Source organism: Trinickia symbiotica (genome assembly GCF_002934455.1).
In the GTDB taxonomy this organism is placed as follows: Bacteria; Pseudomonadota; Gammaproteobacteria; order Burkholderiales; family Burkholderiaceae; genus Trinickia; species Trinickia symbiotica.
Genome location: NZ_PTIR01000029.1, coordinates 44,202 through 59,190 on the forward strand (window position 1 = coordinate 44,202; position 14,989 = coordinate 59,190).

A 14,989-nucleotide genomic window follows, 5' to 3' on the forward strand; every position below is an offset into this window, starting at 1 on the left:
GGACCCTTTACTGAATGGCGCCGATGAGCGTCTGGAACATCGTCTCGGCGGTCTGAATCACTTTGCTGTTCGCCTGATAAAGCTGCTGATACTTGAGCAGGTTCGAGGCTTCTTCGTCGAGGTTCACGCCCGACACCGACTGCTGGGCCGACTGGATCTGCGAGACGAGCGCCGATTGCGCCGTGTTCGCCGATTTGAGCTGGCTCGCGGCGTTGCCGATGTTGTTGACGTAGTTGGCGTAGGCGCCCGTGAGCGTCGTGTTGTTCGAGAACACGGTGCTCGACACGAGGTTCGACATCGCGAGCGCGTTGCGGCCGTCGTCATTGCCGGTGTTCTTGGCGATCGTGAACGTGTCGCCATTGGACGGCGTGCCGCTGATCGTGAACGACACGCCGTTCAGCGTGAAGCTGTCGCCCGACGCATAGCTGATCGACGTCGCCCCCGTGGTCGTAATCGCCGCTCCGCCATTGACGGACAACTGCTCGCCCGCGGGCCAACCCGTGATCGTTCCGGGCGATCCGGCCGTATAGGTCAGCGTGACGTTGCTCGGCAGCGAATAGCCGGCTGAGACCGTGCCTTGCGTGACCGTCGCCGCGCCCGTATTCGTGCTCGAGGCCGTGACGAGCACCGGCGACGAGGCGGCGACCGACGAGGCGTTCGTCGTCGCGAGCGCGAAGCTGTTGAGCGCGCCGCGCGTCGGCTGGATCGTGAACGAATCGCCGGCGTTCATCGAGCCGGACGGCATGGTGAGCACGAGGCCGCCGATCGTCGTGCCCGGGCTGCCTGTCGCGATGGACGCCGAGGTGCCGACGACCGAGCCCGTCGTCGTATCGGTCAGCGTGTAGGTGCCGCCCGAGAATGAAAGCGAATAGTCGTCGGTTGTCGGCGTCGATGGATTCGCGAATGCAACCGAGAGCGTGGCGTTACCGGTGTTCTGCAAATTCGAATAAACCGTCGGCGCGGCCACGGTGAACAGGTTGCCGCCCGCGCTGCCGGATAGATCGATACCGAGCGCGTTTTGCGCGTTGACCTGAGCGGCGAAGCTCGTCGCGATCGCGCCGAGCTGCGACTCCGCGGGGTCGAGCGTCTGGCTGCGGAATGCGAGCAGTCCGCCCAAGGTGCCGCCCGACAGCGTGCTGTCGGACACGTATTGCTTCGTCGCCGACGCCGGGGCCGCACCGTGCAGGCCGTTGTAGGTGACGGCGAGCTCGCTCGGATCGCCCGCCGACACGGCCGTCCCGAGATCGAAGCTCGAATTGGCGACGACGAGCGGCTGGCCGCTCGAGAGGAAGACGCTGTAGCCGTCCGAATTCTGGACGACCGACACGCCGACTTGCTGCGAGAGCTGCGAAACGAGCTGATCGCGCTGATCCATCAACTGGTTCGGCGGCTGGCCTTGCGAGCTCGCGTTCTTGATCTGAACGTTGAGCTGTGCGATCTGCTGCGTATAGCTGTTGATCTGGTTGACCGACTGCGTGAGCTGCTGATTGACGCTTTGCCTCAGCTGATCGTATTGCTGACCGGCGGCATTGAGCTGCGACGCGAGCGTTTGGGCGTCGCTGATCGCCGTCTGGCGATTGGCGAGATTGCTCGGCGCATTGGCGACGTTCTGCAATCCGGTGAAATAGGCCGAAATCGCGGCCGAGATGCCCGTCGTCGGGCTGCCGACGAGATTGTTGAGCTGAGACGCCATGGTGTAATTGGCGGTCAGCGCGCTTCCCGTCGAATTGGCGTTATTGAGCTCGGTGCTGAGGTATTGGCTGTAGTTGCGCTGGACCGTGACCGTCGTCACGCCGCTGCCGAAATAGCCCGAACCCGTGTACTGTCCCGCCGACTCGGCGTAGACATTGGTCTCGACCGTGTAGCCCGCCGTCGACGCGTTGCTGATGTTGTTGCCCGCCGTCGTCAAGCCCCATTGGGCGGCCGCGAGGCCCGACAAGCCGATGCCGAAGATATCGCTGCTTGACATGCTTCATCCTGGAGGGCGGCCGGCATACGTGCCGCCGCCTGTTGAGAGAGTGCCAACAGATGTATATCGGCCGTCGGTAAGAAAATTTAAGGGCGAGAGCGCATTTCGTCGCGTTACGCCGCTCCCCGCCGGCTACGCCCTGACCTACGCCCTGACGAGCGAGCGCCGCTTCATTTCGAGTTGCGTGATGATCCGCTGCAGCGTGTTCTCGGCGCTGCCCGGCAGCGAAACGAAGCGCATGCCGAGCTGGAAGCGCTTGAGGCCATTTGGCAGCTCTGTCGAGCGCATCGAGACGAGTTCGAGGTCGACGGAAAGCGTGCCGTGCCCGGAAAGATTGACCTCGACCTCGGGCAGCGTGACGCCCATCGGCAGTTCCCTGACCCGCTCGTCCGTCGTGCGCAGGCCGATGCCGCCGAGCGAGAGATCGTGAATCTCGAAGCGAAACGTGTCGCCCTCGGGCAGCGTGCCGCGGCAAAAGTAAGGATCGAGCACGGGCGCGTCGACGCGGAAGTACTCGCGCCGCTGCACGTAGAAGAGCACCTCGGGGAACGCCGCCTCGAATGCGGGAAGCCCCTCGAAGCGCATTTCCGTCGGCGTGGCCGTCGAAAATTCGACGCGCACGCCTTCGGGCGAGGCACGGAACGTGAGCGCCGGCGAGGCGAGCGCGCCGCGATTCTGCTCGGGCAGCGCACCCCAATCGAACAGGAACGTGCGGGCGCGCACGTCGACTTCGAGAATGCGCGTCACGAATTGGCCGCCCTTGTATTGGACGGTCAGGAAGTCTCCCCGATTGGCGAGGTTGCGCAACTGCACGCCGATCTCGAGCGGGTTGCGCCGGCCGAAATCGAACTCGGGCTCAGCGGCGTGCGGAGCGGCATCCGAAGTCGAGTCGTTCGCCTGATTGGTATCCATGGTCTTGCCGTATGCGTAGTAACGCGCTGCCCCGAAGGCGCCTGCGCGCATGCTTTCGAATGCTTTACAGCGATCCGAACAGGGACTATCTGATTAGCGGCATCAAACGTGCAAAGTTTAGTAGCCCTTCAGAAAATTTTTTATAGTTTGACTGATTTTTCTGTTTTTTGGGTGCAATCGTGACGACGAGCGCACCCCGCCCAGGTTGGGCATCGACTGCGGTTTCGACCGGCCGCCTTTCGTACGGCCGGTCTTCACCGTCTTTTCTCCCGCTTGGCCCCGTCGCACTCGATATAGCCGCAGCGCGTTGCGTGAGTTTTTCCCGTTTTTTGCCGCTCGATCAAACCATCTGCTGCATGATCGAAATCAGCTTTCGCGCATAGTGCGGATCCGTTGCATAGCCGGCCCGCTGCATCCCGCGCGCGAAGCTCGCCGCGTCATGCGAATTGTTGACGACGGAAGCGTAGCGCGGATTGTTGCGCAGCATCTTCGCGTAGTCGGTCATCGCATCGGCATAGGAATCGTAGGCGCGGAATTTCTCGACGACCTTTTGCGGCTTGCCGTTCACATACTCGGTCGTAACGGCCGTGACCGTCTTGCCGGTCCAGTCCTTCGTCGCCTTGATGCCGAAGACGTTGTGGCTCGGCGTGCCGTTCGCATTCTTGATCTCGCCCTTGCCCCAGCCCGATTCGAGCGCGGCCTGGCCAATGATGAAGCGCGCCGGAATGCCCGTCGCCGCGCTCGCCGCCTGGGCCGGCGCGGCCATTTTCTCGACGAACGCATCGACTTTCGGCGACTCGCCGTTGCCGCGCAACGGGGGCGTCAGCGCACTCGCCGCCGAGTAGCCCGAGCCGCCAGCCAGCGCCCCGTTCGCCGCCGAGTTCGAGTAGGCGCGCGCAAGCGCATTGAGCATGGCCGTGTTGCCCGCGTCCGCGCCGCCGGCGTTGCCGCCGCCCGTCATCGCGCCGAGCATGCCGGCCGCGCCGCCGCCCGCGCTCGCATTGCTGCCGGCAAGCCCGGCGTTGCGCGACAGTTGCGAAATCAGCGCATTGGCCACGCCGACGCCTTTGGACGACATCGACTGCGCAAGCTGCTCGTCGAGCATCGAGGTCAATTGCTTGCCGTCTTGCGAATCGAGCGGTCCGTCGCTCGGCGTCGCCTCGCGCATGCTCTTGAGCATCATCTGCAGGAACACGGCGTCGAACTGCTTGGCGACCGTCTTCAGGCTTTGCTGCGGCGAGGCGCCTGCCTGCGCGCGCAGGCTGTCGAAGCCCTGCAAATCGAGCGCGAAGCGCTGCGTCAAGTCGACGTTGGCATTCGGTAGATTGGAGTCCATCTGCGTCTCCGTAAGCCGCGCATCAAATGATTTCAAGGTCCGCGCGCAGCGCGCCGGCGGCCTTCATTGCCTGCAGGATCGACATGAGGTCGGCCGGCGTGGCGCCGAGCGCGTTCAGCGCCTTCACGACGTCGGCGAGATTCGCGCCGGCGGTGACGTACTTGAGCGCCCCGTTGTCCTGCTTCAACTGGATCTGCGATTGCGGCGTCGCCACGGTCGTTCCGTTCGAGAACGCGCCGGGCTGGCTGACGGCCGTCGTCGTGTTCACGACGACCGACAGATTGCCGTGCGCGACGGCGCAGTTTTGCAGCGTCACCATCTGGTTCATGACGATCGAGCCGGTGCGCGAGTTCAGGATCACCTTGGCCGCGGCTTGGGCCGGCTTGACGTCGATGTTCTCGAGCTCGGCCACGAACGCCACCTGCTGCGTCGGGTCGACCGGCGCGCGCAACTGGATCGTGCGGCCGTCGAGCGCCGTGGCCGTGTCGCCGCCGAACCGGCTGTTGACCGCCGACACGATGCGCTGTGCCGTGTCGTAGTCCATGTCGTTCAGCTCCATCTGCATCGTGCCGCCTGCCTGCGCGACTTGCGTCGGCACCGCGCGCTCGACGATGGCGCCCGCCGGAATCCGGCCCGACGCGAGCTGATTGACCTGCACGCGGCTGCCGTTGGCCCGCGCGCCTGCGCCGCCCACGGCCACGTTGCCCTGCGAGAGCGCGTACACCTGACCGTCGGCACCCTTCAACGGCGTGAGCAGCAGCGTGCCGCCGCGCAGACTGCTCGCGTTGCCGAGCGAGGAGACCGTCACGTCGATCGCTTCGCCCGGGCGCGCAAAAGGCGGCAGCGTCGCCGTCACCATCACCGCGGCGACGTTCTTGAGCTGCATGTTCGAGATACTGCTCGGCGCGGTATTGTTGCCTCCGTTCACGCTGCCGCTTTGCAGCGAAATGCCGAGGTTCGCGAGCATGTTCGCGAGCGTTTGCGTCGTGAACGGCGTTTGCGAGGTCTGGTCACCCGTGCCGTCGAGTCCGACGACGAGACCGTAGCCGATGAGCGGGTTGTCGCGCACGCCCTGGATCGAGACGAGGTCCTTCAGGCGCTCGGCGTGCGCGGCGTCCACACCGGCAAAAACGCCGCAAGTGATCGTGGCGGCGGCAAGCGTCAGTACGGCGATTCGGTGCAACACTGCATGTACGCGTCGGGCGAAGTCCGTCTTCATGATCACCACGGCGCTATGTTGAGGAAGAAACGCTGGAGCCAGCCCATCGTCTCGGCTTCGTTGATGTAGCCCTTCGCCGAATATTCGATCTTGGCGTCGGCCACCTGCGTCGAATAGACGGTGTTCTCGCCGGTGACCGTATTGGGATTCACCACGCCCGAGAACCGGACGAACTCGTTGCCTTGATTGATGAGCATCTGCTTCTCGCCGCTCACGACGAGATTGCCGTTCGGCAGCACGTTCGTGACGGTCACGGTGATCGTGCCGCTGAACGTATTCGACGCGTTCGCGCCGCCCGTGCCAGAGAACGTGTTGGTCCCGGTGCCCGAGCCGTTCAAGTGGCTGAAGAGACCGGGCAGCACGCCGGTGGGCCCGGTTGCCGAGAAGCCCGTCGAGCCGTTCCGATTCGCGGACGCGCCCGACGTCTTCGTCGCGTTGATGTTTTCCTGGATAACGATCGTCAGGATGTCGCCGACGTTGCGCGGCCGCTGATCTTCGAAGAGCGGATGGCCGGCGAAGCCGGGGTTGTAAATCGAGCCCGGCGGCTGAAGCTGCGGCGGCACGGGCGGCGTGGCCGTCATCGGCTGCTGCGTGATCGGCTGCCGGTGCTCGATCTGGGCGCAACCGGCCAGCGTGCCCGCGAGCATGCCGGCCAACGCGCCCGCATGAACCAGCGAGAGCGCCGCGCGCAGGGTGCGCATGCGAAACGGAATGGGGCTCGTTTGCGACATCTTTTTCTACCGCCTGATCTTCGACGACGACACGGCCGACCCTTACACCGACATCTGACTGAGGGTCTGCAGCATCTGGTCCGAAGTCTGAACGGCCTTGCTGTTGATTTCGTACGCGCGCTGCGTCTCGATCATGTTGACGAGCTCCTGCACGACGTTCACGTTCGACGCCTCCAGGTAGCCTTGCTGGACCATGCCCGCGCCGTTCAGGCCCGGCGTTGTCACGTTCGGCGTGCCCGACGAGGCTGTCTCGGAGAAGAGGTTCTGGCCTTTCGACTCGAGGCCGGCCGGGTTGATGAACGTAGCGAGCTGCAGCGTGCCGATGTTCTGCGTGTTCGTGGAGCCGGCCACCGTGATGCTGACGACGCCGTCAGTGCCGATCGTGAGGGACGTGGCGTTGTTCGGGATCGTGATCGCCGGAATGAGCTGATAGCCGCTCGCCGTGACGAGCTGTCCCTGCGCGTTCTTCTGGAACCCGCCGTCGCGCGTATAGGCCGTGGTGCCGTCAGGCATCTGCACCTGGAAGAAGCCGTTACCGTTGATGGCGACGTCGGTCGAGTTGCCGGTCTGCTGCAGGTTGCCCTGCGTGTAAAGACGCTCGGTCGCCACTTGCTCGACGCCGGTGCCGACCTGGCTGCCCGACGGCAGCTCGGTTTGCTGCGTCGAGTTCGCACCGGGCTGGCGCAGCGTCTGATAGATCAGATCCTGAAACACGGCGCGCGAGCCCTTGAACCCGTTCGTGCTGACGTTCGACAGGTTGTTCGAAATCACGTCCATCTGGGCCTGCTGGGCGTTCATGCCCGTGGCGGCGATATAGAGCGAGCGGTTCACGGTTAAACTTCTCCTGGTAGATCGATCGGCTCACACGAGGTGCGCGGATCAGCTGAACTGCAGCAGTTGGTTGGCCGACTGGTCGTTCTGGTCGGCGGTCTGAAGCAGCTTCGTCTGCATCTGGAACTGCCGCGCGTTCGTGATCATCGCGACCATCGCCGCAACCGAGTTCACGTTGCTGCCTTCGAGCGCGCCCGAGGCCACCTGCACCGTCGGGTCTGCGTCCGCGGGCTGGCCGTCGGCCGTGCGGAAGAGCCCGTCGTTGCCGCGCTGGAGCGTGGCGGGATCGGGATTCACGAGCTTCAACTGATCGATGGTGGCGATCGCCGTGGGCGGATTGCCCGGGATCAGCGCCGAGACGGTGCCGTCCTTGCCGATCGTCACATCGGCGCCCGGCGGGACCGAAATCGGGCCGCCGGTGCCGATCACCTGCAGGTTGTTCGGCGTGACGAGCTGACCGTTCTGATCGACATGCAGATTGCCCGCGCGCGTGTACGCTTCATTGCCGTCGGGCGTCTGCACCGAGAGCCAGCCCGGGCCCTCGATGGCGACGTCGAGCGGGTTGCCCGTCTGCGAGATCGGACCCGGCGAGAAGTCGGCACCGGGCGTCGACGAGAGCACGAACGTGCGCGTCGTGTCGGTGTTGATCGTCGTGCCGTCGCCGAACGCGAGCGGCGCGTCGCGAAACGCCGCGAGCTGTGCCCGGAAACCCGTCGTCGACGCGTTCGCCAGATTGTTGGCGACGACGTCCTGCTGCTCGAGCGCCTGGCTCGCGCCCGTCATCGCCGTGTAGATCAATCGGTCCATTCGCTCAACTCCCCGCGATATCGATCGAAACGTCAGCCGTTACAGGTTGATGAGCGTCTGATCGACGGTCTGCTGCGTCTTGATCGTCTGCGCGTTCGCCTGATAGTTGCGTTGCGCCGTGATCAGGTCGACGAGCTGCGTCGTCAGATCGACGTTCGATTGCTCGACCGCGCCGCCCGTCAGCGTGCCGTGGTTCGTGCTGCCCGGGGCCGAGATCTGCGCCACGCCCGAATCCGACGTCTGCTGGAACTCGTTGCCGCCCAGGTTCAGCAGGCCGTTCGGGTTCGAGAAGTTGGCGAGCACGATCTGGCCGAGCGTCTGCGTCTTGCCGTTCGAGTAGTTGCCCGTGACCGTGCCGTCCGCGCCGATCGTGAAGTTCGACAACTGGCCGCTTGCATAACCGTCTTGAGCGAGATTGTTGACGCCGTCCGTGCTGCCGTATTGCGTCGTGCCCGTCAGGTTCAGCGTGACCGATTGTGGCGACGTGCTGCCGTCGCTGGTCGTAATCGGGAACGTCAGAAGGCCGGTGCCCGACGTCGAGGCGGTCCCGGTCGCGGTGGTAGACGTCAATCCGCCCGACGAGTTGAATCCGACCGTCCCGATCTGGGTCACCGCTCCGCTCGTGCCGGCGTAGACATCCCAAGTACCCGAGCCCGTCTTTGCGAAGTACATGTTGACTTGCTGTGAGCCGCCCAGCGAATCGTAGACTTGTATGGAGGTCGAGTAGTTGTAGGTCTGCGCGTTCGTGGCCGAGAACGGCGTGACGGTCGGCACCGTGTCCTGCGAGTTGAGGTTCAGCTGCGCCGTGATGTTTTGCGTCGCCACGGGAGCGATGTTCGCCGTCTGAATCTGGATCGGCACCGTTTGCGCCGTGTTGACGACGCCGCCCGCGCTGGCCGCGTAGCCCATGAGCTTCAGGCCCTGAGCGTTCGTGATGAAGCCGTTCTTGTCGAGCTGGAAGACGCCATTGCGCGAGTACTCGAGCGCGCCGTTGTTCGACATCTGAAAGAAGCCCTGGCCGTTGATCGCGACGTTGAGCGCCGTGCCCGTCGTGTTGATCGTGCCCTGCGCGAAGTCCTGCTGAACGTTGGCGAGCTGTGTGCCGATGCCGATCTGGTTATTGACCGACGTGGCGATCGTGTTCGCGTAGACGTCGGCGAACTCGGCCGTGCTCTGCTTGAAGCCGACCGTGTTCGCATTGGCGATGTTGTTGCCGATCACGTCGAGGTCGCTCGACGACGCGGCCAGGCCGCTCAAACCTTGCTGGTAGCCCATTGCTGGTCTCCGTTCGGATAGTCCGGAATTCGATTAGAGGATCGCGGCGACGCTCGTCGCGTCGACTGTCGAGCCGTCCGAGAGCCGCAGGCCCGTCGTGCCAGAGCTTTGCTGGATGACGGAGAGCACCTGCTCGCCGGAAAGCGTAGTGACGCTGCTCGTCTTTCCGCCGACCGTCGCCGCGGCCGAAATCGTGTAGGTGCCGTCGCTGAGTGTCTTGCCCGACGAATCGGTCGGCGTCCACGAGACGGGAATCGTGCCTGCCGATTGCGCACCGAGGTCGATCGTGTTGACGAGGTTGCCCGAGGAGTCCTTGATCGTGACTTGCACGTCGGTTGCGGCTGAAGTGAGCTCGACGCCGAAGCCCGGCGACTTGCCGCTCGAGACGATCGCCGAAGTGCCCGGCACGAGCACGTTTTGGCCGATGAGCAGCGACGATTGCGCGTTCTGTCCTGCCTGCAGTTGCGAGGCGAGCGACGTGAGCGTCGTGTTCAACTGGCTGATGCCCGACACCGTGTTGATCTGGGCAAGCTGCGAAGTCATCTGCGAGCTGTCCATCGGGTTCGTCGGATCCTGGTTCTGCAGCTGCGTGACGAGCAGCTTCAGGAAAGTGGTCTGCAGATCGCTCGCGGACGACGAGCCCGTCGACGATGACGAGCTCGTCGTCGAAGACGACGACGACGTGCCGTTCATCGTATTGAGCAGCTGCTGCGAGACGCTGCTCGCGCTGGAAGTGCTGGAAGTGGAGCTCAACAGGTCTCTCCTTACGAGCCGATCGTCAGGGTTTTCAGCATCAGATTCTTGGCGGTGTTCAGCGTCTCGACGTTGGCCTGATACGAGCGCGAGGCCGAGATCATGTTCACCATTTCCTGCACCGGGTCGACGTTCGGCATCGTCACGTAGCCGTTGGCGTCGGCCGCCGGGTTGCTCGGGTCGTAAGTCGTCTTCATCGGCGTGGGATCGTCGATGACGTTCGTCACCTCGACGCCGCCCACCTGCTGGCCCGAGCTCGTGGCCGCGCCTCCGATCGGCTTCACCGCGAAGACGACCTGCTTCGCGCGGTAAGGCTGACCATCGGGGCCGGTCGCGCTGTCGGCGTTCGCCAGATTCGACGCGGTGACGTTGAGCCGTTCGGATTGGGCCGAAAGCGCCGAACCCGCGACGGTGAAGATGTTCATCAATGACATGGCGGCATAGCCTCCTTGCGGCCTTTGGTATTAACCCCGTAGCGTTTTATCGAATTCATCGGTCGCTTATCGTTCATCGTTTTAGGCGCGCGTCGGCGTCAGCCGCCCGACGTGATCGCCGCGAGCATTCCCTTGATCTGCTGCGAGACGACCGTGAGCCCCGCTTCGTAGTGCAGCGAGTTGTCGGCGAACTGCACGCGCTCGGCGTCGAGATCGACGGTGTTGCCGTCGAGCGCGGGCTGCCTCGGAACGCGGTACGCGAGTTGGCCATAGCTTCCGCTGTCGCCGCCGACCGGGATCAGCTTCGCGTTGCCCGACATGTGGCCGGCCTCGGTCGCCGCCATCGACATGCTCACCGTCACGCCGGCCGGCTGCGCCATCGGCAGCGGCGCCGCGTTCGAGGTGCCGGCCATCGTCGTCGCGCTCGAGCTGCCCGACGCACCCGCCTTCTTCAGGGCGCCGGCGAGGGACGACGAGAAATCGACGTCGCGCGCCTTGTAGCCCGGCGTGTCCGCGTTCGCGATGTTCGACGACAGCAATTCCTGCCGATAGGCGCGCACATCGAGCGCCTCGCGGTTGAAAGCGAAATTGGCATCGAGTTGATCCAGCATCGAGCGTTCTCCGTTGCCAGCCAAGCTTGGCTTCGACTCGCGGCGCGAGACGAGTGACGGTTGACGGCTCCCGGGCGACGACAAGCGTACGGCATGCGCGCGCCGGGAAGGCTTTTTCACATGGGATGGATATTAGGGGCGAGGCGCAACCCGCAATCGGACGAATAACCGGGGAAGCAGCCCTCTATTCAACGTTTGCGCCAATCGACTGACTCCTAGAATGCCGTAGCAGTCATGGGGTCCGTGCGCTCAGGCAATGCGATGCAGCGTGCAGTGCGAGCTGCAATGAGCGCGGGGCCCGTCCGATGGAGAAACTGAACTGATGTCGCCGCTGTCGCCGATCAATCTGCTCGAGGCCGCTTGCGCGTCCCGACGCCGCGCGCGTTCCGCCGTGCGCGCATGGATGCGCGCGGCCGTGGGTGCGTTCGCGGCCTGCGCGCTGTCGATGGGGGCCGCTCACGCGCAGCATGTGAGCGGCGGACAGATCTATATTCCCGGTCCCGGTGAAACGGGTGCCTCGGCGGCGAATACCGCGGCTGCCGCGAATGCGGGGGCCGTCGCGGGCGGCAATGCCAACGCCGCAAGTGGCATGATCGTCATCCCGGGGCCCGGCGAACACGCAAGCCAGGCCGTGGCCGTGGCAGAAACGCCGGCCCCTAGCGTCGCGTTGCGGCGCGAAAAGATGAATCAGGCTGAGCAGCGTGTCACACCTGTCATCGTCACGTCATCCCCGCGTGCCGCTCGGGCGCCACAGCCGATCATCGTGGATCGGCCGGCCAGCGCGAACGACGCCGGCATCAGCATCGATCCCCTCGCGGCGCGCGGTGAACCGCCTCGCCTCGGGCCGAACGCGGGCGCGAGCGCGGGCACCGGCACCGGCACCGGCACGCTGATGCGTGTATCGATGAAAGCCGTTCCTCCTACCGCCGCGCCCGCGGTACCGGCGTCGCCCTCGCCCGCTCAAACGCCGGTGCTTGCACCGGCGACGCCTGCGGCGGCACTTGCGCAGGGACAAGGTGCGTCCGCACCCTCCGGCCAACAAGACGGCGAATCGATCCGCCGTGTCGCGCAGAGTTACCTCGAACAGCAGACGGTCGGCTTGCCCGGCAAGGTCACCGTTACGGTCGCGCCCGCGTTTGCGCGCGGGCTCGCCGCCTGCACCACGATGGTGCCGTTCACGCCGCCCGGGGCGCGCCTCTGGGGCCGCACGACCGTCGGGGTTCGCTGCGCGGGCGAGCGCCCGTGGACGCTTTACCTGCAGGCGCGCGTCTCGCTCGAGGCGACCTACTACCTGGCAGCCCGCCAGATCGAGCCGGGCAGCGTGCTGACGGTGGCGGACCTGACGACCCGTGAGGGCGACTTATCGAACCTGCCGCGCGAGATCGTCACCGATCCGTCGCAGGCGGTAGGCGCCGTCGCGCTCTCGCGCATCAGCGCGGGCATGCCGCTGCGGCAGGACATGCTGCGCAGCGCGACGTCGGTCACGATCGGGCAGACCGTGCGCGTCGTCGCCGTCGGCCCGGGATTCACGATTTCGTCGGAAGGCAGCGTGATGAACAACGCGTCGCCCGGCCAGCAAGTGCGCGTCAAGACGCCCGGGGGGCAGATCATCTCGGGCATCGTCAAGGACGGTTCGACGGTCGAAATCCAGATGTGAAGCGGAGATTCGGGCGGTCCTAACTGTGGCGGGACAAGGGCGAGCCTGGCCTGACGACGACTGAAAGGTGATTCGAAAGTGGGTGAATGCCGGCGAAAGGATCGGCAGCGCATGGGGAAAAGGCGGAAACAGGACGGGCAAAGGGGTGGCGGGTTGCGCTAAAGTTTCGGTAAGGAGCGCCGATATCACACTCAAATCGAGATCCTCGGGAAGCCAATCGTGAAAGTCGATTCATCCACCAGTTCCAGCCTGTCGTCGACGAAAGGCGGCGTGCAGGGCACGCGCCAGGGCGGCGCGGCAGGCGGCACGGGCGCCGCGAACGCCGGTGCGGCTTATACGCCGGCGACGAGCGGCGAGTCGGGCGGCGACGCCAACGTCAGCTTGTCGGGGCTGTCGTCGCAGTTGCACGCGCTCGCGACATCGGGCGCGGCGGATATCGACGTAGCACAAGTCGAGTCGATCAAGCAGGCCATCAAGGACGGCACGCTGACGATCGACACCGGAAAGATCGCGGACGGGATCCTGGAAACCGCTCGCAATCTGCTGCAAGCAACTCAATCGTCGGGCGGCTGACGCGCTAGCTTCGGTTTTGCCGAGACAGTCCCCTTGGGGATTTCCGGCGGTCGTCCCTGCAGCGGCTTCCTTCGGTCGCCCCTAAAGGGATTTCCTTCGGTCATCCCCACGGGGACTTCCTGCGGTCGTCCCTAAAGGGACTCCCTTCGGTCGCACACGATTGGATTGATTTGATCGATCGGGCGCATGCGCTCGTGTTTTGGCGAAACCGATGAAAGACGTCCTGCTGAACACCCTCATCGAAGAACATGCGACGCTCGAAGCGTTCGCGTCGCTTCTGGCATACGAGCAAAAGGCCCTCGCCGAGGTGTCGCCGCTCGAGAAGTTGCCTCCGATCATCGAAAAGAAAACCGAACTGACCGAAAAGCTGGCCTCGCTCGAAAAGCAGCGGGACGGGCAGTTGCGCCAAATGGGTTTACCGGCCGGCTGGAAAGGGATGGAGCTCGCGGGCGCCGGCGACGCGCGCGTGGCCAATCAGTGGAAGCTGCTGCAGGGCGTGGTTCAACGTGCGCGGCACGCGAACCTGACCAACGGCATGATGATTCGCGTGCGGATGAACTATAACGAAAAGGCACTCGCGGTCTTGCGCGGAGCCTCTTCTTCGATGCGCGGCGGCGCGGCCACCGTGTATGGGCCTGATGGAAGAATGTCGGCCGTTTAAGCGCAACCGTTGCCGTCGCGACTCGTTCACGACGACAACGGCATCGCCACGTTTCGCCGAGTGAAGACTCGAGCCACGGCGCTTCGACGTGCGCGCGCCATCGGCTCCTCGAGAGTACCGAGCAGCCGCTCCTGGTTCGGCCCACTGGGATACTTCACGCCCGAACCTTCATATCCGGTTACGCGGGGACGGGAAAACCCCGCGAGACGCAGTTCGTCCACGAATATCTGAGCCGGCGCCCTGCTGACGGAGCTCGCTCGATCATGCAACGCGGAGTCATCGCCAAAAGCGTTTCGCGTCTCAGCATCGGCCGACTCGCACGAACCCATGCGGAAATCCTCGAAATCCGGCGACAGGCCATTCGCCATCAAACTTTGCGCCACGTCTTTGAGCAAAAACTCGCCGTCCAACGGCGCACTCGACAGCTCATCGCCGCCCGCCTCTCCATGACCCAGAACATACAGCTTGGTACTGGTTGGGGCGAGGCCTCGTAGCGGCATCGCAGCAGGATCGATGGGAAGCGTCATTCGAGCGGCCTTCCCACGTTCGCCAAAGCGTGCCAGGGCATCGTTTGCGAATGCGAGCTTCTTAGCTGCCGCCTCGACGACTTCCGCGAGCTGACTAATGCGAGCCTCCTTCGGGGGGCCATCAGGCATAGCCTCAAACTGCTTGCGCCACGCCTCCGTCCGCTCTTGCGTCGCTTTGGCCTCATCCGCCATTTTCATCGCCTGGTGATACCGCGTCGCAAAGTCGCGCCGCTGCGCACGGCGCGCTGCCATCAGCGATTCAAACGCTTCTCGATCGCGAGATATGACGCGCAGCAGATCGCGGCCAGCCGCGTTCAGTTCTTTCTTGCGCAGGTAAGTGAGATTGCCTGCGACGGCCATTTCAAACATTTCTCCGTCGCCGCGGTGAGCGTAAAAGTACGCAGCCTTGCGCTTTTTCTCGCTGCCTTCAGCCCCACTATTCATGCGAGTCTCCGAAGGGTGTTGGCATGAACGGGGGCTCAATGCCGCATAGCTTCAAAGCCATTCTCTTGGGAGTATGGGCGTTCTTTGGCCGCTACTTCCTAGCAATATTGCCAGTTGCCGGCGCAAATCTTCAGACGGTAACCGCAGCAGCGTCTGTCTGGCGTCAACTACAACCGCCGCCGACGACAACTAAAATTGCCGCCCTATGCTGCTACCGGGGCTGACGCCGTCGGCTTCGCGCCGGCAGCT

Annotated in this window: 15 protein-coding genes; 3 read left to right on the forward strand and 12 right to left on the reverse strand. The window is 64.4% G+C overall.

Features of this window, described 5'->3' with window-relative positions; genetic code table 11:
• Positions 1-7: 7 nt before the first annotated feature.
• The 11 genes from flgK to flgB form a co-directional block, all read right to left on the reverse strand.
• Positions 8-1,969 carry a flagellar hook-associated protein FlgK gene (flgK, locus tag B0G57_RS28245; protein ID WP_018443260.1) on the reverse strand — a complete coding sequence of 654 codons (1,962 nt, stop codon included), beginning with the start codon at positions 1,967-1,969 and terminating at the stop codon, positions 8-10.
• Between the two features lie 144 nt (positions 1,970-2,113).
• On the reverse strand, positions 2,114-2,881 hold the full coding sequence (locus B0G57_RS28250) for a flagellar brake protein (RefSeq protein ID WP_026230148.1): 768 nt from the start codon (positions 2,879-2,881) through the stop codon (positions 2,114-2,116).
• Between the two features lie 340 nt (positions 2,882-3,221).
• Complete coding sequence (flgJ, locus tag B0G57_RS28255; protein WP_018443262.1) at positions 3,222-4,217, reverse strand: flagellar assembly peptidoglycan hydrolase FlgJ; 996 nt, start codon at positions 4,215-4,217, stop codon at positions 3,222-3,224.
• A gap of 22 nt (positions 4,218-4,239) precedes the next feature.
• The gene (locus B0G57_RS28260) at positions 4,240-5,436 is read right to left on the reverse strand and encodes a flagellar basal body P-ring protein FlgI (protein WP_026230149.1); all 1,197 of its coding nucleotides are present in this window, start codon (positions 5,434-5,436) and stop codon (positions 4,240-4,242) included.
• Positions 5,437-5,438: 2 nt separating this feature from the next.
• Entirely contained in the window at positions 5,439-6,137 is a 699-nt protein-coding gene (locus B0G57_RS28265) for a flagellar basal body L-ring protein FlgH (RefSeq protein WP_018443264.1), read from the reverse strand.
• Between the two features lie 72 nt (positions 6,138-6,209).
• Positions 6,210-6,998, reverse strand: coding sequence for a flagellar basal-body rod protein FlgG (gene flgG / locus B0G57_RS28270; RefSeq protein ID WP_018443266.1), 789 nt, complete (start codon positions 6,996-6,998; stop codon positions 6,210-6,212).
• A 48-nt stretch (positions 6,999-7,046) separates the two neighbouring features.
• Positions 7,047-7,805, reverse strand: a complete 759-nt coding sequence (gene flgF, locus B0G57_RS28275) for a flagellar basal-body rod protein FlgF (RefSeq protein WP_018443267.1) — start codon at positions 7,803-7,805, stop codon at positions 7,047-7,049.
• Positions 7,806-7,844: 39 nt separating this feature from the next.
• Complete coding sequence (flgE, locus tag B0G57_RS28280; RefSeq protein ID WP_018443268.1) at positions 7,845-9,080, reverse strand: flagellar hook protein FlgE; 1,236 nt, start codon at positions 9,078-9,080, stop codon at positions 7,845-7,847.
• Positions 9,081-9,113: 33 nt separating this feature from the next.
• The gene (locus B0G57_RS28285; protein WP_026230150.1) at positions 9,114-9,836 is read right to left on the reverse strand and encodes a flagellar hook assembly protein FlgD; all 723 of its coding nucleotides are present in this window, start codon (positions 9,834-9,836) and stop codon (positions 9,114-9,116) included.
• A gap of 8 nt (positions 9,837-9,844) precedes the next feature.
• On the reverse strand, positions 9,845-10,267 hold the full coding sequence (gene flgC, locus B0G57_RS28290; RefSeq protein WP_020566496.1) for a flagellar basal body rod protein FlgC: 423 nt from the start codon (positions 10,265-10,267) through the stop codon (positions 9,845-9,847).
• 98 nt (positions 10,268-10,365) lie between these two features.
• Complete coding sequence (gene flgB / locus B0G57_RS28295) at positions 10,366-10,878, reverse strand: flagellar basal body rod protein FlgB (protein ID WP_018443271.1); 513 nt, start codon at positions 10,876-10,878, stop codon at positions 10,366-10,368.
• Between the two features lie 322 nt (positions 10,879-11,200).
• On the opposite strand from flgB, the gene flgA reads away from it, so the two are divergent.
• The 3 genes from flgA (at position 11,201) to B0G57_RS28310 (ending at position 13,769) form a co-directional block, all read left to right on the forward strand.
• Positions 11,201-12,535 carry a flagellar basal body P-ring formation chaperone FlgA gene (flgA, locus tag B0G57_RS28300; protein ID WP_018443272.1) on the forward strand — a complete coding sequence of 445 codons (1,335 nt, stop codon included), beginning with the start codon at positions 11,201-11,203 and terminating at the stop codon, positions 12,533-12,535.
• A gap of 219 nt (positions 12,536-12,754) precedes the next feature.
• Complete coding sequence (gene flgM / locus B0G57_RS28305) at positions 12,755-13,108, forward strand: flagellar biosynthesis anti-sigma factor FlgM (RefSeq protein WP_018443273.1); 354 nt, start codon at positions 12,755-12,757, stop codon at positions 13,106-13,108.
• Between the two features lie 211 nt (positions 13,109-13,319).
• A complete protein-coding gene (locus B0G57_RS28310) occupies positions 13,320-13,769 on the forward strand; it encodes a flagella synthesis protein FlgN (protein WP_018443274.1) in 450 nt (149 codons plus the stop codon).
• Positions 13,770-13,795: 26 nt separating this feature from the next.
• Here the strand turns inward: B0G57_RS28310 and B0G57_RS28315 are convergent, their stop codons facing one another.
• Positions 13,796-14,740 carry a hypothetical protein gene (locus B0G57_RS28315; protein WP_018443275.1) on the reverse strand — a complete coding sequence of 315 codons (945 nt, stop codon included), beginning with the start codon at positions 14,738-14,740 and terminating at the stop codon, positions 13,796-13,798.
• Positions 14,741-14,989: the final 249 nt, after the last annotated feature.